The sequence below is a fragment of the Shinella zoogloeoides genome, from assembly GCF_022682305.1.
In the GTDB taxonomy this organism is placed as follows: domain Bacteria; phylum Pseudomonadota; class Alphaproteobacteria; order Rhizobiales; family Rhizobiaceae; genus Shinella; species Shinella zoogloeoides_B.
Map to the genome: position 1 here is coordinate 4236351 of NZ_CP093528.1, position 19251 is coordinate 4255601.

A 19251-nucleotide genomic window follows, 5' to 3' on the forward strand; every position below is an offset into this window, starting at 1 on the left:
ATGCGAGGGGGAGGATAGTCCCCCTCGCGAAAGATTTTAATCTTCCAGCGTGCCGGGCTTGCGGTCCTTGCGCGTCGCCTCGTGGCAGGCAAGTTTCATCAGGTCCTCGCCGCGCCGCGCATAGCGGGCGGAGGCGCGGGTGGCGATCAGCCCGTCATGGCCGGCCTTGACCTCTATTGCACCGTCCGGCTCGCCCGGCCGGGCGATGAGTGTCGCCAGAAGATCGCCCGCCTTCACGGTCTCGCCGATATCGCGGTGGAAGAGCACGACACCCGGCGCGGGCGCCCTCACCATCTCGATATTGTCGAGCGGCACGGCGGGACCGGTATAGGCCTTCGCCTTGTGCGCCGGGTCGGAAACGACGCCGCGCCCGGCGAGGAAGGCCCAGAGGCCGCCTGCGTCGCGCTCTGCCATCGCGGGATAGACGTCGCGACGGCCGCGCAGCTCGACGGTGACGGCAAGACGGCCCGGCACGCTCTTCAGCTTCTCGCCGCCCTGGTGCTTGAAGGCATGGCCGACCGCCTCTTCGAAGGCGGTGCTTTCGCCATCCGAGAGGAACACGGCCTCCATGTTGAGTTCGCCCGCAAGGTCGGCGGCCTCCGGCCAGAAGGCCTCGTCGATATAGGCATATTGCAGGGATTCGTCGTCGCAGTGCAGGTCCAGCATGAGATCCGCGCCGAGCGCCATGTGCAGCAGAGAGCGCTTCAACTGGTCGGCGGCGCTGCGGCGGTCGAGGTTTTCCAGCAGCGTTTCCCGCCCGGCAAGGGCGACCAGCGGGAAATCACGGTTGAAATTGGTGCGCGAGGCAAGGTCGAACCGGCCACCCATCTCGCCGAAATGGTACTGGGCGAGACCGATGGCATTGGCCTGCGGCACGACGGTGATGTCGCCGCGGATCGCACCCTCGGCATCCGCCTTGCGCAGCCGCTCGAGGAGGAAGTGGAGGAGCGCCGTGCCGGGCAGCTCGTTGGCATGCAGCGCGGCCTGGATATAGACCGAGGGCGCCGCCTTGTCACTGCCCGCGAAGCGGAAGACCGGCACGCGCCATTCGCTGCCTGCCGTATCGCCGCTGATGATGATCTCGGAACGCTCCACGTCGCTTCTCCTCAGGTGGTTTGCGGCGTTTATGCGAATTGGCGGGGCAAGGCGCAAGCCCCGGCAAGAAACGGGTTGAAAGCGCGCGGGCAAAGCCCGATCTTGTGACGAAACGGGAACAGGAGCCGAAAATGACCGGCAAGACCCATTATCTGATCTTCGACACCGTGGGCGGCCCCTGCGGCATCGCCTGGACGGCGGCCGGCGTCGTGCGCTTCCAGCTCCCCGGCGAGGACGCCGCCACCACGCGCCGCCTGCTGCTGCGCCATCTGCCAGAGGCGGAAGCGGCCGAGCCGCCGCCGCCGGTCGTGCGCGCTGTCCAGGCTGCGCAACGCTATTTCGCGGGCGAGGAGGCCGATTTCACCGATATCCCGCTCGACCTTGCCGGCCAGAGCGATTTCTTCCTGTCGGTTTACGATGCGGCGCGGCGCGTGCATTGGGGTGAGACGACGACCTACGGCACGCTCGCGCGCGATCTCGGCGCCGGCCCGGAAATGGCCCGCGAGGTGGGGCAGGCCATGGCGAAGAACCCCGTCGCCCTCATCATCCCCTGCCACCGCGTGCTTGCGGCCGGCAACAAGGTCGGCGGCTTCTCCGCGCCGGGCGGGGCGTCCTCGAAGGTGAGGATGCTGGCGCTCGAAGGCATCTCCTTCGCCCCGCCGGAACCGGCGCAGCAATCGTTCGGATTTTAGGACCGACCGCCGTTCAGCCCATGCCGACCTGCAAATGGCACTCTTCCGGACATCCGGTGCTCACGTGCCGAAAGTACACTGCGCTTCGGGTCCCGGAAACGCAAAAGCCCCGGTGCGGGCACCGGGGCTTTCGGATTGCTTCATGGGGAGCGCAGCGCGCTCACTCCCACTCGATTATTGATTGGGATCATAACGCCTTGAAATATCGTCATTAAAAATATTTTTCGCGGCAATATACCGTCAGCCATTCCGCCAAAACGGCTGGCTTTTGAAATTATTGGATTTTTCCGGGATACCCCGAAAAACCGTACTTTCGGGATCTATCGTCAAGCGAGGAACGCAGGAAACAATCCGACTCGATCCGTGCATTCCGCCGATCTCGCGCTGTGACCCTATCATCGTGAAGGCCGACTGTCACCTCCGAGCCTTCCAATGAACCAGTGCCGGTGACGCTGGCCGAACTTGCAGCCCGTTTCAGGAATGGCTCACCGGGCGCTTATTCCGTCTCCTATCGCCTACCAAAAGCGCACCTTGCGTCCGCGACATATTCTCATTTTGGGGACGCGGTTGTGCGCCAAGGCGGAACCCTTGGGTCGCACCGGGCTAGACTACGGCCAACATGTCGATTAGTCTCGACACATGGAATCAGATGCCGCCATCCTCGCTTTCGCCGCGCTCGCGCAATCGACCCGTCTCGACGTGTTCCGTCTCCTGATGGAGCACGGACCGGACGGAGTACCCGCAGGCGAGATTGCCCGTAGGCTGGATGTCCCGCACAACACCATGTCCACGCATCTGGCGACGCTGACGCGCGCCGGCCTGATCGACGCCGAGCGCCACAGCCGGTCGATCATCTATCGGGCAAGGCTCGAGGCCGTGCATGCGCTCACCAGCTTCCTGGTCAAGGATTGCTGCGGCGGTCGCCCCGAACTCTGCGCGCCGCTGATCGCTGACCTTTCCCCCTGTTGCCCGCCGCAATCCCTCGCCGCCAAGGAGGCCGCCCATGACTGACCGCATCTACAACGTCCTCTTCCTCTGCACGGGGAATTCGGCCCGCTCGATTCTCGCCGAGAGCATCCTGACCAAAGACGGCGCAGGCCGCTTCCGCGCCTTCTCGGCCGGGAGCCAGCCGAAGGGCGCGGTCAACCCGTTCGCCCTGAAGGTGCTCGGAAGCTTCGAGTATCCGACCGAAGGCTTTCGTTCGAAGAGCTGGGAGGAATTCGCCCAGCCCGACGCGCCTATCATGGATTTCGTCTTCACCGTCTGCGACAGCGCCGCCGGCGAGGCCTGCCCGGTCTGGCCGGGCCAGCCGATGACCGCGCATTGGGGCATCGAAGACCCCGCTGCCGTTGAGGGGCCGGACATCGAAAAGGAAAAGGCGTTCGTCGCCGCCTTCCGCTACATGCGAAACCGGATTGCCGTCTTTACGGCTCTGCCCGTGGCAAGCCTCGACAAGGCCGCGCTTGGCACCAAGCTGCGCGAGATCGGCCGCAGCGAAGGCGCAACGTCTCCACGCCCTGACGTCGCGTGAGGCCAGTCATGGACGTCATCATCTATCACAACCCCGATTGCGGCACCTCGCGCAACACGCTTGGCTTGATCCGCAATGCCGGTGTCGAGCCGCATGTCATCGAATATCTCAAGACGCCGCCGAGCCGGACCATGCTTGAGCAGCTCATCGCACGCATGGGTATCTCCGCTCGTGCTTTGCTACGCGAGAAGGGCACACCCTATGCCGAGCTTGGCCTTGGCGACGCGGCTCTGACTGACGGTCAGCTTCTCGACGCTATGATGGCGCATCCCATCCTCATCAATCGTCCGATCGTGGTCACGCCAGAAGGGGTGAGGCTGTGCCGGCCATCCGAGGAAGTGCTGGACCTGCTGCCGCCGCAGCGCGGGGCCTTCGTCAAGGAAGACGGCGAGCGGGTGATCGACGAACACGGCCGCCGCGTCGCGGCGGCTTGAGGAAGACTATGTCCACCTTCGAACGCTATCTCACCCTTTGGGTCGCCCTGTGCATCGTAGCCGGCATTGCGCTCGGCCACCTCATACCGGGCGTCTTCCACGCCATCGGCGCGGCCGAAATCGCCAAGGTCAATCTGTCTGTCGCAGCGCTGATCTGGCTCATGATCGTGCCGATGCTGGTCAAGATCGACTTCGCCGCGCTCGGTCAGGTCAAGGAGCATTGGCGCGGCATCGGCGTCACGCTCTTCGTCAACTGGGCGGTGAAGCCCTTCTCGATGGCGGCGCTCGGCTGGCTGTTCGTCGGCTATCTCTTCCGACCCTACCTGCCGGCCGAGCAAATCGGCTCCTATATCGCCGGCCTCATCATTCTTGCCGCCGCACCTTGTACGGCGATGGTCTTCGTCTGGTCGAACCTGACCAAGGGCGAGCCGCATTTCACGCTCAGCCAGGTTGCGCTCAACGACACCATCATGGTGTTCGCCTTCGCGCCCGTCGTCGGGCTGTTGCTGGGTCTCTCAGCCATCTCCGTGCCGTGGGATACGCTGGTCCTGTCCGTCGCGCTCTATATCGTCGTGCCGGTGATCGCCGCGCAGGTACTGCGCCGCCGGATACTCGCCAATGGAGGCGAACCGGCGCTGAAGCGCTTCCTCGATCTCCTTCAGCCGCTTTCGCTGGTGGCGCTGCTCGCCACGCTCGTGTTGCTGTTCGGCTTTCAGGGCGAACAGATTCTTGCCCAGCCGCTCGTGATCGCGCTGCTCGCCGTGCCGATCCTGATCCAGGTCTATTTCAACTCTGGTCTCGCCTATCTCCTCAACCGGCTGGCCGGCGAACAGCATTGCGTCGCGGGACCGTCGGCTTTGATCGGGGCATCGAACTTCTTCGAGCTGGCGGTCGCGGCCGCCATCAGCCTGTTCGGCTTTCAGTCGGGCGCGGCGCTCGCCACCGTGGTCGGCGTGCTGATCGAGGTGCCGGTGATGCTCTCCGTCGTCTGGATCGTGAACCGCTCGAAAGGCTGGTATGAGCGCGGAGAGAAGCCCAGGGCCGTGGCCGAGGCGAAGCGCTGATGCTGCGCGATCTGCCCAACATCGATGGCGCATGCCTAGACGTGCCGACAATCGACCGGCTCCGGGCTGCGCCTTCGACCCATCCGCCGCGTATCCTCTTGCTCTACGGCTCCCTGCGCGAGCGCTCCTACAGCCGCTTCCTCACGCAAGAAGCCGAGCGCCTGCTCAATCACTTCGGCGCTGAAACGCGCATCTTCAATCCGCAGGGCCTGCCACTGCCGGACGGCGCCGAGGTCAACCATCCGAAGGTCCAGGAATTACGCGAGCTCTCCCTCTGGTCGGAAGGTCAGGTCTGGACCAGCCCGGAGCGACACGGCGCGATGAGCGGAGTGATGAAGGCGCAGATCGACTGGATTCCACTCTCGGTCGGCGCGGTGCGGCCGACGCAGGGCCGCACACTCGCCGTCATGCAGGTGTCGGGCGGCTCGCAGAGCTTCAATGCCGTCAACCAGATGCGGGTGCTCGGCCGCTGGATGCGCATGGTGACGATCCCCAACCAGTCCTCTGTCGCCAAAGCGTTCCAAGAGTTCAACGAGGCTGGTCGGATGAAACCCTCCGCCTTCTATGACCGGGTGGTCGACGTGATGGAGGAACTGATCAAGTTCACGCTGCTGACGCGCGATGTCTCTACCTACCTCACCGACCGCTATTCCGAACGCAAGGAGAGCGGCGAAGCCCTGATGCGGCGGGTCAATCTGACCGCCGCGACCTGAACCATCTAACGATCTGGCGTCATCGCCCGCGAAATGACCCAGCCAATGAGGTCTCCTGAATGGATCACAGCCCAGAGCAGTCAAAGGCAAGCGTCTCCGAGGTATTCCGCGTCTTCCTGAAGCTAGGGCTCACCTCCTTCGGAGGCCCGATCGCGCATCTGGGCTATTTCCGCGACGAGCTGGTGACGCGGCGAAAGTGGCTGAGCGAAAGCGCCTATGCCGATCTGGTGGCGCTATGTCAGTTCCTGCCCGGACCCGCCTCCAGCCAGGTCGGCTTTGCGCTCGGCCTGACACGGGCGGGTTGGGGCGGCGCGTTTGCCGCTTTCCTCGCCTTCACCCTGCCATCGGCTCTGATCCTCCTCGCGCTCGCCATGACGGCAACGCGGCTGGAAAGCCCGCTTGCGCTAGGCGTCCTGCATGGACTCAAGATCGTCGCCGTCGCTATCGTGGCGCAAGCCGTGTGGGGCATGGCGAAAAACCTCTGCCCCGACAAGGAGCGCGCCACCATCGCGGTCGTGGCCGTGCTTCTGCTTGCCTGGGCGCCAAGCGCCATCGGAATGATGGCCGCCATACTGCTGGGCGTAATCGCGGGGTTGGCCCTCGGCAAGGGACAGGTCACGATCGGCGACCATCTGCCGGTCCCGGTCTCACGCAAAGCTGGCCTGGCGGCCTTCGCGCTGTTCGTCGCCTTGCTGATTGGCCTGCCGGTCCTGGCGGGGCAAGCGCAAGGATGGGCGCTCGCCGACAGCTTCTATCGCGCCGGTTCACTGGTCTTTGGTGGCGGTCACGTGGTGCTGCCGTTGTTGCAGGCCGAAACCGTCACACCAGGATGGGTCTCCAATGGCGCCTTTCTCGCAGGCTATGGCGTGGCGCAGGCGGTGCCAGGACCGCTCTTCACCTTCGCCGCCTGGCTCGGGGCGATCATGGGGCCCGCCCCCAATGGTGCTGCCGGTGCGGCAATCGCTCTGGTTGCCCTCTTCCTGCCGGGCTTCCTGATCCTGATCGGCGCGCTGCCCTTCTGGGATCAGTTGCGCCGCACGATATGGGCGCAATCGGCCATGCAGGGCGCGAATGCCGCCGTCGTCGGCATTCTCGGAGCGGCGCTCTATTCGCCCGTCTTCACCAGCGCGATCGGCGGCATGCCGGACTTCGCACTGGCCCTGATTTGCTTTGTGGCGCTGATGGTCTGGAAAGCTCCGCCATGGGTTGTCGTACTATTGGCGGCCACGGGCGGGGCGGCGCTCACCTTGGTGTCGTGAGACAGCCCCATACTTTCCCCTGCATTCCTTATGTCGCCGAGCGATTTGCGCGTTCGGCGATGTCCGCGCATCGCTCGATCAAAACCTCGAACGGCTCGGCATCATCGAAGAGCAGCCCATCCTCGACCATGCGCACATAGTCTTCCTCCAGCGCCTTGGCGCCATCGCCGGCGGGGACCAGTTGCAAGCCGCCATTGACGGCTGCGCCATAGTCGATCGACGTGCGGTCAGCGGCCTTTTCAGCGAAGAACATCGACTTGTGGCGGGCAACCGCGTTCGCCAGTTCGCGATCCGCGAAGGCAGCGTCCGCAAGACCGGCTTCATCGAGCCGGGCGACATCATGCCAGTGCCGGGCGAAGCGGTCCCCACGCAGCCGGTCCTGGTGGCAGAAGACATGGATGGCGGTCGCCTTCTCCCAGAACGTCCGCTCGGCGTGCATGACGCGCGGACGCGCTGTCGGGAATATCAGGCCATCGATCAGGCCAGAGGCATCGCAGACGACATCGCGCAAACTGGCCGGCTCGCCCGTCGACCGCGCGCCGAACTCCAGCATGACACTGGGGGCGACATAGCCTGATCCGGTTGCGGTCGGTTCGTAGTCGATAAAGAGCCGATCACCTTCGACGCGGATCGCCGCAGCCAAACCTTCCGTTGCCAGGGCGTCAGCGATCACCGGCTGCACGACAGCGGCGACCCATTCCGGCAGCCGGCGACGAACCTCGCTGGACCAGCGCTTTTCCTCGCTTCGCGTTTTCGGCAGGGCCTCGCCATTGTCCCCGACCAGGTCGGGCGCAATCGCTCGGATGTCGTAGGTCAGATCGACATCTTCGGAAAACCGATGGATGACCTGATAGGCTTTCGACAGCGATGTGCCGCCCTTGAACACCAGATGCTCACCAAGCGGCGCCGCGTAGAGCGTGCTCAACGCCCACACCACCCAGACGTCCTTTTCGAACAGATGCGCGGGCCGCCCCGAACGATCCGCCGCGACGCCAAGGGCGTCGCGGCGATCCTGAGCCGAGAGGAGCAGGAAGGTTTCAGCCATAGGCCGCCTTCCCGACACTCTGTGCCAACCATGTCGGAAGCTGCGGCGCGGCCGCCACCAATTCGCCAAAGGCGCTGGGCGGCAACTTTCGCTTCAATGTCCTGAGCGCAGTTTCGGCTTTCTCCGGGCCGAGCCAGGCCAAGGCCCGGACGGCCTCTCCCGCCGGCCGGTTGGCCAGAGCCAATTGCCAGCGCGGGGCATGGCGCAATTCCACGACCTGCTTGCCGAGATTCATCTTCCGGCTGCGCCCGGAGGTCAGATAGACCGAACGAACCGGCACCTGCGTCGTCAGGCCAAGGGCGTTTGCGGCCGCCGCACCGTTCGAGACGATGGTCTCGCCACGCTGGCTGGCAAGGGCTTCCACAGCCTGTTCCACCGACGGCGCGCGCGTCCCGAACCGACTGGCGACGGGGCGGAGATAGACACCGCGCCCAGCCCGGATGAGTTGTTCGCGCTCGGCCAGACGCGACAAGGCCTGGTCCACCGCGGCGCGATTGCCGAGATGGAGCAGCCCTTTAGCGGACACAGAAGCGCCCTCGGGCAAACCCGCCATATGCGACAGAATCTGTTCGGTCAGCCGTGTCATCGTCCTTCTCCTGTCAGGAACATACGTAGTTTTCTGACAGTTTTCAAGGAAACACATCCGGGACGGAAAGCTGGGACAAGGGGGAAAGCCTTCCCCTGCGGTCGAGCCTTGGGTCTCGCCCGACCCCTTCTGCGGGGAGATCCCCGCAACGCCCCCCATAGAGTGAGAGTGCGGACGGGTTTCCCGTGACGGGTTGAGGGCTGGAGAAGAGGTCTCCGGCGCCCGTCGCGGAGAACCGCGATGTTCAGGAAAAACCACGGCGCCCGCGCCAGTTCAGGCCGGACGAGCCTCTATGACGACATCACCGACAAGATCATCGCCGAGCTTGAGGCGGGCCGCGCGCCCTGGGTCCAGCCATGGGGATCGGCCGCAGCCAAGGCGCCGCTCGCCATGCCCCGCAACGCTGCGACCGGACGGCACTATTCCGGCATTAACGTGCTCATCCTCTGGGGCGCGGTGATCCAGCACGGCTTCCCTAGCCAGAGTTGGCTCACCTTCCGCCAGGCGCTGTCGCTGGGCGGCAATGTCCGCAAGGGCGAGCATGGCACGACCGTCGTCTATGCCGACCGCTTCACGCCGGAGGACGAGAAGCGCCGCGCCCGCGAGACCGGCGAGGACGCCGCCGCGTTTCCCTTCCTCAAGCGCTTCACCGTCTTCAACGCCGCGCAATGCGACGGCCTGCCGGACGACATCGCCGCCATCGCTCCACCGCCGCCGCCTGGCCTCATCGAGCCGCGCGTCGAGGCTCTGATCGAAGCGACGGGCATCGATTTCCGCATCGGCGGCGATCGCGCCTTCTATGTGCCGGCGCACGACTATGTGCAGGTGCCCCCGCCGCAGGCCTATTTCGAGCCGATCAACTGGCACCGCACGGCCCTGCACGAACTCGGGCACGCCAGCGGCCATGCCTCCCGGCTCGGCCGCGATCTGACCGGCGGTTTCGGCACGAAGAAATACGCCTTCGAGGAGTTGGTGGCCGAGATCAATGCGGCCTTCTGCTGCGCGTCTCTCGGCATCGTACCGACCGTCCGCCATGCCGACTATATCGGCGCCTGGCTCGAGGTGCTGCGCGAGGACAATCGCGCCATCGTCCGCGCCGCCTCCCAGGCCAGCAAGGCGGCCGATTGGCTGCTCGGCTTCCTGCCGGATGCGGATGTCGGCATGGCCGGCCACGGACGGGAAGCGGCGTGATGGACACACATGGTGAAATCGGCCCACGCAAGGCTTAACAGTCCATTACTGACCTTGCTGTAGACTTCCCCCAGCCTTTGCAGGCAACAGGACGCAGTGGGATTCGAAACTCGTGATGGAAAACACCTTGGGGCCAGATAACGCCATATGGGATGATGGTGAATGGGTGAGCTGGGACGAAATCAATCAGCAAATTCAATATAAAGAGTGGCGCGCGCGCTATCCCAATGCCGACCTGTCGCTTGTATCGGTCTTTGAGTCGCTGATCGGCACCGCCGAGGAATATTACCATCTCACCGGCAGACACCTGCAAGTATATGGTGACATTGGCGAGCTGTATGGCGCGATCACCCATGGCATCAAGCTGCACCGCAATTACGCCAAGGGGTCCGATGGCCGTCTTGGCAATGACTTCGTTGAGGTGAAAACCATCACGCCATTCAAGAACTGTGATGTTGTCGAGATCAATCTTGAGCGCAATTTCAGCAAGATCCTGATCGTGAAGATCAACGCGGATTTTGAGGTGCGAGGCAAGTTGATCGACCGCAAAGCCCTCCCCAAAGGCAAGGTAAGGGGGCACCGGCTACGCATCGACTGGTCGCTTGTGGAAGCGTAGCCGGCGATAGCAAGCCGCACTCCGACATGAATGGATTGTGTGTGACCCAATTAATGGGAGGCCTCGCGCAGCGTAACGATCCTGAAAACCGGAAAGGCGGGAAAGCGGGACTCCGGCTTCACGCCTTTCCGCTTCTGCGGCGCTGCCCTTCTTAGAGTGAGAGGGCGGCGCTTCGCTTCGTGACGGGTTGGAGGTCGAGAGAGGGTCTCCCGGCCGCCCGTCGCGGAGTAACGAACATGGCGAGTGCCATCCAGAAGATCACCCTGTCGTCGGCGCGCGACATCCCCTTCAACAAGCTGGTGCTGAGCCAGTTCAACGTCCGCCGCGTCAAGGCCGGCGTCTCGATCGAGGAAATGGCCGAGTCCATCGCCCGGCGCGGCCTCATCCAGAGCCTCCATGTCCGTCCCGTCCTCGACGCCGATGGCGCGGAGACCGGAATGTTCGAAGTGCCTGCCGGCGGTCGCCGCTATCGCGCACTCGAACTGCTCGTGAAGCAGAAGCGTTTGGCCAAGACGGCGACGGTGCCCTGCGTCATCGGCGACGCCAACAGCGACATCCTCGTCGACGAAGTATCGCTGGTCGAGAACATGGAACGCGCACCGCTCCATCCGCTCGACCAGTTCCGCGCCTTTCAGGCCATGCGCGACAAGGGCATGACCGAGGAGGCCATCGCGGCGGCCTTCTTCGTCAACGTCACGGTGGTAAAGCAGCGCCTGCGCCTCGCCTCCGTCTCGCCGACCCTGCTCGAAATCTATGCCGATGACGGCATGACGCTCGAACAGCTCATGGCCTTCACCGTCAGCCCCGACCATGCCCGTCAGGGGCAGGTCTGGGACGCGATCAAGGATAGCTGGCAGAAGGAGCCCTATCAGATCCGGCGGATGCTGACCGAGACCGCGGTTCGCGCCTCGGACAAGCGGGCCGTCTTCATCGGCATCGAGGCTTATGAGGCCGCGGGCGGCGTCGTGCTGCGCGATCTGTTCCAGTCCGACGACGGCGGTTGGCTGCAAGACCCCGTCCTGCTCGACCGTATGGTGGCGGAGAAGCTGAAAGCCACCGCCGATCAGATCGCCGAGGAAGGCTGGAAGTGGATCGAGGTCGCGGTGAGCTTCCCCTATGGCCACGACCACGGCCTGCGTGAACTCGCCGGCGTTGCGGTCGATCTGACCGACGAGGAGCGTGCGACCCGCGAAGCGCTGCGCGAGGAATATGACCGGATCGAAGCGGAATATTCCGAGGCCGACGAGTTGCCAGACGTGATCGATCAACGTCTCGGCGAGATCGAGCAGGCTCTGGAGGCCTTCGAGAACCGCCCCGTCAGCTACGATCAGGCCGACATCGCAATCGCCGGCGCCTTCGTCAGCCTCGACGCCGACGGCTCGCTGTCGATCGACCGCGGTTATGTCCGCACCGAGGATGAACCCCAGGCCGAGCCCGATGGCGAGGCGTCCGGGGGCGACCAGCCCGATACGCCGGCCGTCCAACGCGCGGTCATCACCATCGGTGGCAAGCCCGCCGAGCCCGAGGACGATGAGGAAGACGGCATCAAGCCGTTGCCCGAGCGTCTCGTGATCGAGTTGACCGCCCATCGCACCCTGGCGCTGCGCAACGCGCTGGCGGAACATCCGCACGTCGCCATGACCATGTTGCTGCACAAGCTTCTGAGCGACACCTTCATCCACACCAACCCGTCCGGTTGCCTCGAGGCCAATGTCCGCCACATCTTCTTCTCGGCCCAGTCCGAGGAATTGAAGGACAGCCCATCGGCGCAGGCGGTCAACGATCGCCACGAACGCTGGGGGGATCACATCCCCGCTGACGATCAGGCGCTCTGGGCATGGCTGACCGATCTCGATGACGGCACGCGCCTGGAGCTTCTGGCGCTTTGCGTCAGCTACGGCGTCAATGCGCTGTTCGAACGTCCGAACCCCTATTCCGGCTCGGGCGTCAGCCAGCATGGCCTCGACGTGCGTCTGGCGCAGGCCGACCGGCTCGCACGGGCTACGGGCATGGACATGGTGGCCGCAGGCTGGAAGCCCACGGTCGGCAACTATCTCGGCCGCGTGACCAAGCCCCGCATTCTCGAGGCCGTCCGCGAAGGTGCCGGCGAGCGGGCCGCGCAGCTCATCGACCACATGAAGAAGGGCGACATGGCCAAGGAAGCCGAACGCCTTCTGACCGACAGCGGCTGGCTGCCCGAACCGCTGCGCCTGGCGTCCATCGATGGCGATCAGGCCGATACCGGCGAAGACACCGCCTTGCCGGACTTCCTCACCGAGGACGGCGAGGACGAAGACACCGGCGAGGATGAGGTCCAGCACGCCGTCGCCGCCGAATAGCGCGGATCGCGCGGGGCGGCGCCGTTCGTCCCGCGCATCCCACCCCGATCTTCCACACCGCCCGGTCCCACGCTCGACAGCCTGCGCGGCTGTACCGCGCGGGCCGGGCATTTCTCGTTTCAGGAGCCTGTCATGGCCGACTATTTCACCCATTTCTCGTGCCTGCTCGATGTCGGCACGCCCGAGAACGCCGCCCGCGCGCTCAACCTCTACAACCGCCTCTCCGAGGCCGGCGCATCGGAAGAACCGCCTTCCGACGGCTTCCTCCTCTCGATCCAGCCCGAGCATGGCGGCACGCAGCTCTGGATGCACGACGACGTCACCGGCGATCCCGAGCGCCTGATCCAGTTCGTGAAGCGCTGCGCCGCAGAATTCGGCCTGAGCGGCCGCTGGGGTTTCCAATATGCCAACACCTGCTCGAAGCCCCGGCTCGACGGCTTCGGGGGCGGCGCGCATGTCCTCGATCTCGCCAGCGGGGAGACCGTCGACTGGATCTACACCGATGGCTGGCTCGACCAGACACTCTCCGACGAGGGAGGCCCGCTATGAGCATTCCGTCCCATGCCCAGAGCAATTTTCAAACGCTGCTGCGCGCTGCCGGTGACGGCAACCTTGCGCTCATGGAATGCCTCGATGCCGTGACCGGCGCCCCGCGTTACGTCATCTGCGCGGTGGGACGAGACGATGGTGATTTCGTCTTCACGCCCTTCGGCCACCTCGCCGACGGCAATCCCTATGACGCCTACCTGCCGCCCGACCCCGGCGATCCTGGCGGCTTCATCCATCCGGGCACGCCCGGAGAAGCGCCATGATGGACATCGACGCCATCTTCGCCGCCGATCGTGAGCGACCGCCCGCAGAGCGCTCGCTTCCCTGGCTGGAAACCAGAGACGGCATCACCGTCGTCGTGGAACCCAAGCCCCATTGGGCCAGCGACATGCGGGCCTTCCGGGCCGAGGCTCGCGAATATTGCGCCTATGCCGATTGGACCGCGAACGGCGCGCGCGCCCGGTTCTTCCGGCACATCGACACCAGCGGCGATGACCTGATCCGCAAGGCGCGCAGGCTCGTCGCCCGCGAGATCACCGACGGACACTGGGCCTGACCCCTCAAAGCGCCTCTGCCGCTCGGCCGAGGCGCTTTTTTCATGTCGGCAGCGACGTGTTCGAGAGTGAGAGGGCCGCCGGGACGGGTTTGAGTCCGCGCGGTCGAGAGAGAGCGCCGTCCGGGCTTCCCGTTCCCGCTCTCCCGAGGTTCCGATCCATGAACATCATGTCCCCCGTAGCCGGTCCGGCTGCGCCCGTTGCCCGCGCGTCCGCCATCATCGCCGCCGCCCATCAGCTTCTCACCCTGCTCGAACGCGGCCAGCGGATCGACAACGCCAATCTCCGCATCGCCATGGAAACGGCCTTCGAGGCTTCCGACACGAGCGGCGCCTGGGACTGGAAGACGGCCTACGAAGCCTGTGAAGGCGCGACCGTCCTGTTCCTGCGCAAATACGGACGTGCGCTTTTCCGTAAAGCCGGCACTCCGGCTGCACGGCTTGCCGCCCTGTCGAAAATCACCGGTCTTCTGCCGACGCACACCCGTCGCTCCGAGGAAGCCCAGGCGCTTCAGCAATTCTCGACACCGGTCCCGCTCGGCCTCGCCGCTGTCGCGGCCGCCGCGATCACACCGCACGACATTGTGCTGGAGCCGTCGGCAGGCACGGGTCTTCTCGCCATCCTCGCCGAGATCAGCGGTGGCTCGCTGCTCCTCAACGAACTGGCGGAAACCCGCGCCGATCTACTTGGCCAACTCTTTCCAGCCCTTGCCGTCACGCGGTGTGACGCCGCCCAGATCGACGACCACCTTCCGACGTGCGCCATCCCTTCCGTCATCTTAATGAACCCGCCCTTCTCGGTGATGGCGAACGTCTCCGGTCGGGTCGCCGACGCCGCCGCGCGTCATGTTGCTTCGGCCCTGGCGCGGCTTGCCGATGGTGGGCGTCTGGTGACGATCACCGGCGCGAACTTCGGCCCCGAGCAACCGGCCTGGCGCGACACCTTCGTTCGGCTTCAAGAGCGTGGCCGCGTCGTCTTCACCGCGGCGATCCACGGCTCTGTCTATGCCAAGCATGGCACGAGCATCGAAACGCGGCTCACCGTCATCGACAAGCTGCCGGCCGAAGACCCGGCCGCGTTTCCCCTGTCCGCTGGCCTCGCGCCCGACGGCGCCACACTGCTCGCATGGATCGAAGCGCAGATTCCACCGCGCCTGCCGGTCACGCTGCCTGACATCGCGCCGCCCGTGTCGGGCTCGGCGCCCCGCACCGTGCGGGGTTATCTTGCGCGTACCGCCACGGAGCATCCGGCCGCACGCTCCACCATGGACCCGCAGGGCGTTGAACTCGCCTACGACACGATGGACTGGACGCCGCCGGAAGGCGCCCACCTCACGGATGCGATCTATGAAGAATACGGATTGCAGTCGATCCGTATTACCAGTTCTCAGGCGCACCCCACCAAGCTCGTGCAGTCGGCGGCCATGGCGAGTGTTGCACCGCCCAAGCCGGCCTATCGGCCGATGCTGCCCGCGAACATCACCGATCTCCTGTCGGACGCCCAGCTCGAAACCGTCATCTATGCCGGCGAAGCCCATTCGGACTTCCTCACCGGCTCCTGGACCGTCGATGCGACCTGCGATCTCGTGCAAGCGGCCAAGCCCGATGCCGAAAACGCCATGCGCTTCCGGCGCGGCTTCATGCTCGGCGACGGCACCGGGGCCGGCAAAGGCCGTCAATCTGCCGGCATCATCCTCGACAACTGGCTGCGCGGTCGCCGCAAGGCGGTCTGGATCTCCAAATCCGACAAGCTGATCGAGGACGCGCAGCGCGATTGGTCCGCGCTCGGCATGGAGCGCCTGCTGGTCACGCCGCTGTCGCGCTTCCCGCAAGGGCGGCCGATCACGCTGTCGGAAGGCGTCCTGTTTGCAACCTATGCCACGCTACGGTCCGACGACCGTGGTGAGAAGGTTTCCCGCGTCCGGCAGATCGTCGAATGGTTGGGCTCCGATTTCGATGGAGTGATCATTTTCGACGAGAGCCACGCCATGGCCAATGCCGCAGGCGGCAAGGGAGAACGCGGCGACGTTGCCGCCTCGCAGCAGGGACGCGCGGGCCTTCGGCTTCAGCACGCCCTGGCCAACGCGCGCGTCGTCTATGTCTCCGCCACCGGCGCGACCACTGTTCACAATCTCGCCTATGCCCAGCGGCTCGGCCTGTGGGGCGGTGAGGATTTCCCCTTCGCCACCCGCGCCGAATTTGTCGAGGCGATCGAGGACGGCGGTGTCGCGGCCATGGAAGTGCTCGCCCGCGATCTGCGTGCGCTGGGCCTCTATACCGCCCGATCGCTCTCCTACGATGGCGTCGAATATGAGCTGATCGAGCACGCCCTGACCGACGAGCAGCGGCGCATCTACGATGCCTACGCCAGCGCCTTCGCCGTCATCCACAATCATCTCGACGCCGCGATGCTGGCGGCCAACATCACCGGTAGCCCAGATAGTGGGGGAGCCACACTGAACCGCCAGGCCAAGTCCGCCGCCCGCTCGGCCTTCGAGTCCGCCAAGCAGCGTTTCTTCGGCCATCTGCTCACGTCGATGAAAACGCCCACGCTGATCCGGTCCATCGAACGTGACCTGAATGACGGCCACGCCGCTGTCGTCCAGATCGTCTCGACCGGCGAAGCGCTGATGGAGCGCCGGCTGGCGGAAGTCCCGACAGAGGAATGGAACGATATTCGCGTCGACATCACGCCGCGCGAATATGTTCTGGACTATCTGGCCCATTCCTTTCCGGTCCAGCTCTACGAGCCGTTCACGGATGGCGAGGGCAATCTGTCCTCGCGCCCGGTCTATCGCGACGGCCACCCCGTCGAGAGCCGCGAAGCTGTCGCGCGCCGTGACGAGCTGATCGAACGTCTTGCGTCTTTACCACCCGTTCCGGGGGCGCTGGATCAGATCGTGCAGCGCTTCGGCACAGATATGGTCTCCGAGGTGACGGGCCGTTCCCGGCGCATCGTCCGCAAAGGCGAACGCTTCGCCGTCGAAAACCGCGCGCCATCCGCCAACCTTGCCGAGACGGCTGCGTTCATGGACGACCTGAAGCGCATCCTCGTGTTCAGCGACGCCGGCGGCACTGGCCGCAGCTATCACGCCGAACTGTCAGCGAAGAACCAGCGTCTGCGCGTGCATTATCTGCTCGAACCCGGATGGAAGGCCGACGCCGCCATCCAGGGTCTGGGTCGCACCAACCGCACCAACCAGGCGCAACCGCCGCTGTTCCGCCCGATCGCCACGAACGTCAAAGCCGAGAAACGCTTCCTGTCCACGATCGCACGCCGGCTCGATACGCTGGGCGCGATCACGCGCGGTCAGCGCCAGACCGGCGGCCAGGGTCTGTTCCGGCCCGAGGACAATCTGGAATCGAGCTACGCCCGCGATGCGCTGCGGCAGCTCTATCTCCTGATCGTTCGCGGCAAGGTCGAGGGGTGCTCGCTGGGTCGCTTCGAGTCCGCGACCGGCCTGAAATTGACCGATGACAACGGCATCAAGGACGAGTTGCCGCCGATCACCACGTTCCTCAACCGCCTGCTGGCGCTGACCATCGAGCTTCAGGGCATCCTCTTCACCGCCTTCGAGCAATTGCTCGACGCCAAGGTGGCCGGAGCCATCGCCAGCGGCGTTTATGATGTCGGGCTGGAAACGCTGACGGCGGAGAGTTTCGTCGTCGCTGAGCGCACGACCATCTACACCCATCCGGCAACGGGTGCGCAGACGCGGCTGCTCACCATCACCGAGCGCCGCCGAAACCAGCCAACCACGCTCGATACGGCGCTCGGCTGGCTCGACGATCCGCATGCCCGGCTGCTCATCAACGCGCGGTCGGGACGCGCTGCTGTCCAGGTGCCGGCGCCGTCCATCATGCTCGACGATGGCGAGATCGAGCGCCGTGTCCGCCTGATCCGGCCGATGGAACAGCACCACGCAAGCCTCGCCATGATGGAAGACAGCCATTGGCAGGAAGCCGCTCGCGACAGCTTTGCAGCGGTCTGGCAACGTGAAGTCGCCGAAGTGCCGGCCTATACCGATGGCACCATCCACATGGTCAGCGGTTTGCTCCTGCCGGTGTGGAAGCGCCTGCCGAACGAGTCGACGCGCGTCTATCGGCTCCAGACCGACGATGGCGAACGCATCATCGGGCGACGGGTTTCGCCCGCCTGGGCCATGAATGCCGCCTCGACGGGAACGGCCAACCTCAGCAGCGATGATGCCTATGCCGCTCTGGTGGACGGTCGCACCATCCTCGACCTGGCCAGCGGGCTCCAGCTTCGCCGCGCGCGCGTCATGGGCGCGAACCGGATCGAACTGTCCGGCTTCACCGACACCATGCGGGATCGCCTGCGCGCCTATGGCCTCTTCAGCGAGATCATCTCGTGGAAGCTGCGCTTCTTCGTTCCGGTCGATGCCTCTGGCCCCGCCATCATCGATAAGCTGCTCGCCACCTATCCGGTCGAGCGGATCAGCGAGCGTGAGGCAGCGTGATGGCTCGGCAGGACGCTTCTGAACTGGCACACAGTCTCGGCCGACAGGCCGAGGCGGTCTGCCGCCACTATCTCTCCAACGGCCACCGGCAGGGCAACTACTGGCAGGTTGGCGATGCTCGTAATGCCGCAGGCCGCTCCATGTTCGTGCGCCTGCGTGACACACCGAAGGGACCAGCGGGCAAATGGACCGACGCCGCCACCGGCGAACATGGCGACCTTCTCGACATCATCCGGGAATCGCTCGGCCTCATCGACTTCACAGACGTTGCTCAAGAGGCGCGCACCTTTCTCAGCCTGCCGCATCCCGAACCCGAGCCGGTATCACGCCGCGGACTGGCGCCAGCGCCATCGGGGTCGCCCGAGGCAGCACGCCGTCTCATCGCCATGACGCAACCAATCACCGGGACAATCGTGCAGACCTATCTGCGCAGACGCGACATTACGCTTTTGCACGGAACCGGAAACCTGCGCTTCCACCCCCGCTGCTACTACAAGCCCGACGATGGCCCGACCGAGACCTGGCCCGCCATGATCGCCGCCGTCACCGACCTCGCTGGCAAGATCACCGGCGCGCACCGCACCTGGCTTGCGCCTGACGGCTCCGACAAAGCCCCCATCGACACACCGCGCAAGGCGATGGGCGATCTCCTCGGCAATGCCGTCCGCATCGGTGTGCCCGGCAGCGTGATGGCGGCAGGCGAAGGTATCGAGACCATGCTGTCGCTCCGGCAGGTCCTACCCGATATGGCGATGGCGCCGGCGCTCTCGGCAGCACATCTGGCCGCCATCCTGTTCCCGGCGACTTTGCGGCGGCTCTATATCGTCCGAGACGACGATCCGGCCGGTGACGGCGCGCGGGACATACTGATCGAACGGGCGAACGCCGAGGGAATCGAGGCCATCCCACTGTCGCCGGCATTCGGGGACTTCAACGAGGATCTGCGGCGGCTCGGTATCGACGCACTTCGGGCAGGCGTTCGAGTGCAGCTCGCTCCAGAGGACGTCGCACGCTTCATGAACCTGGCCGCTTAGCCGGAAGGGGCTGACAGGTGGCGCGCAGCCCCCATGCCGCAACGATGCGCCAGTGACGGCAAAAGGACC

Annotated in this window: 18 protein-coding genes; 15 read left to right on the top strand and 3 right to left on the bottom strand. The window is 65.1% G+C overall.

What is annotated here, in order from left to right; genetic code table 11:
• Window positions 1–36 precede the first annotated feature (36 nt).
• The gene (locus MOE34_RS21000) at window positions 37–1095 is read right to left on the bottom strand and encodes a succinylglutamate desuccinylase/aspartoacylase domain-containing protein (RefSeq protein ID WP_242219515.1); all 1059 of its coding nucleotides are present in this window, start codon (window positions 1093–1095) and stop codon (window positions 37–39) included.
• Window positions 1096–1226: 131 nt separating this feature from the next.
• Here MOE34_RS21000 and MOE34_RS21005 point away from each other — a divergent pair, with 131 nt between their 5' ends.
• From MOE34_RS21005 to chrA, 7 genes are all read left to right on the top strand, one after another.
• Window positions 1227–1787: a methylated-DNA--[protein]-cysteine S-methyltransferase gene (locus MOE34_RS21005; RefSeq protein WP_242219517.1), complete on the top strand. Its 561-nt coding sequence runs from the start codon at window positions 1227–1229 to the stop codon at window positions 1785–1787.
• Window positions 1788–2426: 639 nt separating this feature from the next.
• Complete coding sequence (locus MOE34_RS21010) at window positions 2427–2798, top strand: ArsR/SmtB family transcription factor (RefSeq protein WP_242219519.1); 372 nt, start codon at window positions 2427–2429, stop codon at window positions 2796–2798.
• Window positions 2791–3318: an arsenate reductase ArsC gene (locus MOE34_RS21015; RefSeq protein ID WP_242219521.1), complete on the top strand. Its 528-nt coding sequence runs from the start codon at window positions 2791–2793 to the stop codon at window positions 3316–3318. The genes MOE34_RS21010 and MOE34_RS21015 overlap by 8 nt, the downstream gene beginning before the upstream one ends.
• A gap of 8 nt (window positions 3319–3326) precedes the next feature.
• The gene (gene arsC, locus MOE34_RS21020; RefSeq protein WP_242219523.1) at window positions 3327–3752 is read left to right on the top strand and encodes an arsenate reductase (glutaredoxin); all 426 of its coding nucleotides are present in this window, start codon (window positions 3327–3329) and stop codon (window positions 3750–3752) included.
• Window positions 3753–3760: 8 nt separating this feature from the next.
• Complete coding sequence (gene arsB, locus MOE34_RS21025; RefSeq protein WP_242219525.1) at window positions 3761–4816, top strand: ACR3 family arsenite efflux transporter; 1056 nt, start codon at window positions 3761–3763, stop codon at window positions 4814–4816.
• Window positions 4816–5529, top strand: a complete 714-nt coding sequence (arsH, locus tag MOE34_RS21030; RefSeq protein WP_242219526.1) for an arsenical resistance protein ArsH — start codon at window positions 4816–4818, stop codon at window positions 5527–5529. The genes arsB and arsH overlap by 1 nt, the downstream gene beginning before the upstream one ends.
• A gap of 59 nt (window positions 5530–5588) precedes the next feature.
• Window positions 5589–6788 (top strand): chromate efflux transporter, encoded by a 1200-nt coding sequence (gene chrA, locus MOE34_RS21035; protein WP_242219529.1) that lies wholly within the window; start codon window positions 5589–5591, stop codon window positions 6786–6788.
• A gap of 28 nt (window positions 6789–6816) precedes the next feature.
• Here the strand turns inward: chrA and MOE34_RS21040 are convergent, their stop codons facing one another.
• Complete coding sequence (locus tag MOE34_RS21040; RefSeq protein ID WP_242219531.1) at window positions 6817–7833, bottom strand: nucleotidyl transferase AbiEii/AbiGii toxin family protein; 1017 nt, start codon at window positions 7831–7833, stop codon at window positions 6817–6819.
• The gene (locus tag MOE34_RS21045; protein WP_066970298.1) at window positions 7826–8419 is read right to left on the bottom strand and encodes a DUF6088 family protein; all 594 of its coding nucleotides are present in this window, start codon (window positions 8417–8419) and stop codon (window positions 7826–7828) included. The genes MOE34_RS21040 and MOE34_RS21045 overlap by 8 nt, the downstream gene beginning before the upstream one ends.
• Before the next feature lie 240 nt (window positions 8420–8659).
• Between MOE34_RS21045 and MOE34_RS21050 the strand changes: the two genes are divergently transcribed.
• The 8 genes from MOE34_RS21050 to MOE34_RS21085 all read left to right on the top strand — a co-directional run bounded on the left by MOE34_RS21050 (window position 8660) and on the right by MOE34_RS21085 (window position 19182).
• Window positions 8660–9610: an ArdC family protein gene (locus MOE34_RS21050; protein ID WP_242219533.1), complete on the top strand. Its 951-nt coding sequence runs from the start codon at window positions 8660–8662 to the stop codon at window positions 9608–9610.
• A gap of 115 nt (window positions 9611–9725) precedes the next feature.
• A complete protein-coding gene (locus MOE34_RS21055; RefSeq protein WP_064332273.1) occupies window positions 9726–10226 on the top strand; it encodes a hypothetical protein in 501 nt (166 codons plus the stop codon).
• A gap of 236 nt (window positions 10227–10462) precedes the next feature.
• Window positions 10463–12565, top strand: coding sequence for a ParB/RepB/Spo0J family partition protein (locus MOE34_RS21060; protein WP_242219535.1), 2103 nt, complete (start codon window positions 10463–10465; stop codon window positions 12563–12565).
• Between the two features lie 132 nt (window positions 12566–12697).
• Window positions 12698–13114, top strand: a complete 417-nt coding sequence (locus MOE34_RS21065; protein ID WP_242219537.1) for a hypothetical protein — start codon at window positions 12698–12700, stop codon at window positions 13112–13114.
• Window positions 13111–13377, top strand: a complete 267-nt coding sequence (locus MOE34_RS21070; protein WP_047167751.1) for a DUF6117 family protein — start codon at window positions 13111–13113, stop codon at window positions 13375–13377. The genes MOE34_RS21065 and MOE34_RS21070 overlap by 4 nt, the downstream gene beginning before the upstream one ends.
• Entirely contained in the window at window positions 13374–13670 is a 297-nt protein-coding gene (locus tag MOE34_RS21075; RefSeq protein WP_242219539.1) for a hypothetical protein, read from the top strand. The genes MOE34_RS21070 and MOE34_RS21075 overlap by 4 nt, the downstream gene beginning before the upstream one ends.
• A 158-nt stretch (window positions 13671–13828) precedes the next feature.
• A complete protein-coding gene (locus MOE34_RS21080) occupies window positions 13829–18148 on the top strand; it encodes a strawberry notch family protein (protein ID WP_242219541.1) in 4320 nt (1439 codons plus the stop codon).
• On the top strand, window positions 18148–19182 hold the full coding sequence (locus MOE34_RS21085; protein WP_242219543.1) for a DUF7146 domain-containing protein: 1035 nt from the start codon (window positions 18148–18150) through the stop codon (window positions 19180–19182). Before MOE34_RS21080 ends, MOE34_RS21085 begins: the two co-directional genes overlap by 1 nt.
• The last annotated feature ends 69 nt before the right edge of the window (window positions 19183–19251 follow it).

Bases quoted from the DNA above. Each gene is read 5' to 3' on its own strand.
- MOE34_RS21005 (WP_242219517.1), top strand. From the start codon at position 1,227: ATGACCGGCAAGACCCATTATCTGATCTTCGACACCGTGGGCGGCCCC.
- MOE34_RS21010 (WP_242219519.1), top strand. From the start codon at position 2,427: ATGGAATCAGATGCCGCCATCCTCGCTTTCGCCGCGCTCGCGCAATCG.
- MOE34_RS21015 (WP_242219521.1), top strand. From the start codon at position 2,791: ATGACTGACCGCATCTACAACGTCCTCTTCCTCTGCACGGGGAATTCG.
- arsC (WP_242219523.1), top strand. From the start codon at position 3,327: ATGGACGTCATCATCTATCACAACCCCGATTGCGGCACCTCGCGCAAC.
- arsB (WP_242219525.1), top strand. From the start codon at position 3,761: ATGTCCACCTTCGAACGCTATCTCACCCTTTGGGTCGCCCTGTGCATC.
- arsH (WP_242219526.1), top strand. From the start codon at position 4,816: ATGCTGCGCGATCTGCCCAACATCGATGGCGCATGCCTAGACGTGCCG.
- chrA (WP_242219529.1), top strand. From the start codon at position 5,589: ATGGATCACAGCCCAGAGCAGTCAAAGGCAAGCGTCTCCGAGGTATTC.
- MOE34_RS21040 (WP_242219531.1), bottom strand. From the start codon at position 7,833: ATGGCTGAAACCTTCCTGCTCCTCTCGGCTCAGGATCGCCGCGACGCC.
- MOE34_RS21045 (WP_066970298.1), bottom strand. From the start codon at position 8,419: ATGACACGGCTGACCGAACAGATTCTGTCGCATATGGCGGGTTTGCCC.
- MOE34_RS21050 (WP_242219533.1), top strand. From the start codon at position 8,660: ATGTTCAGGAAAAACCACGGCGCCCGCGCCAGTTCAGGCCGGACGAGC.
- MOE34_RS21055 (WP_064332273.1), top strand. From the start codon at position 9,726: ATGGAAAACACCTTGGGGCCAGATAACGCCATATGGGATGATGGTGAA.
- MOE34_RS21060 (WP_242219535.1), top strand. From the start codon at position 10,463: ATGGCGAGTGCCATCCAGAAGATCACCCTGTCGTCGGCGCGCGACATC.
- MOE34_RS21065 (WP_242219537.1), top strand. From the start codon at position 12,698: ATGGCCGACTATTTCACCCATTTCTCGTGCCTGCTCGATGTCGGCACG.
- MOE34_RS21070 (WP_047167751.1), top strand. From the start codon at position 13,111: ATGAGCATTCCGTCCCATGCCCAGAGCAATTTTCAAACGCTGCTGCGC.
- MOE34_RS21075 (WP_242219539.1), top strand. From the start codon at position 13,374: ATGATGGACATCGACGCCATCTTCGCCGCCGATCGTGAGCGACCGCCC.
- MOE34_RS21080 (WP_242219541.1), top strand. From the start codon at position 13,829: ATGAACATCATGTCCCCCGTAGCCGGTCCGGCTGCGCCCGTTGCCCGC.
- MOE34_RS21085 (WP_242219543.1), top strand. From the start codon at position 18,148: ATGGCTCGGCAGGACGCTTCTGAACTGGCACACAGTCTCGGCCGACAG.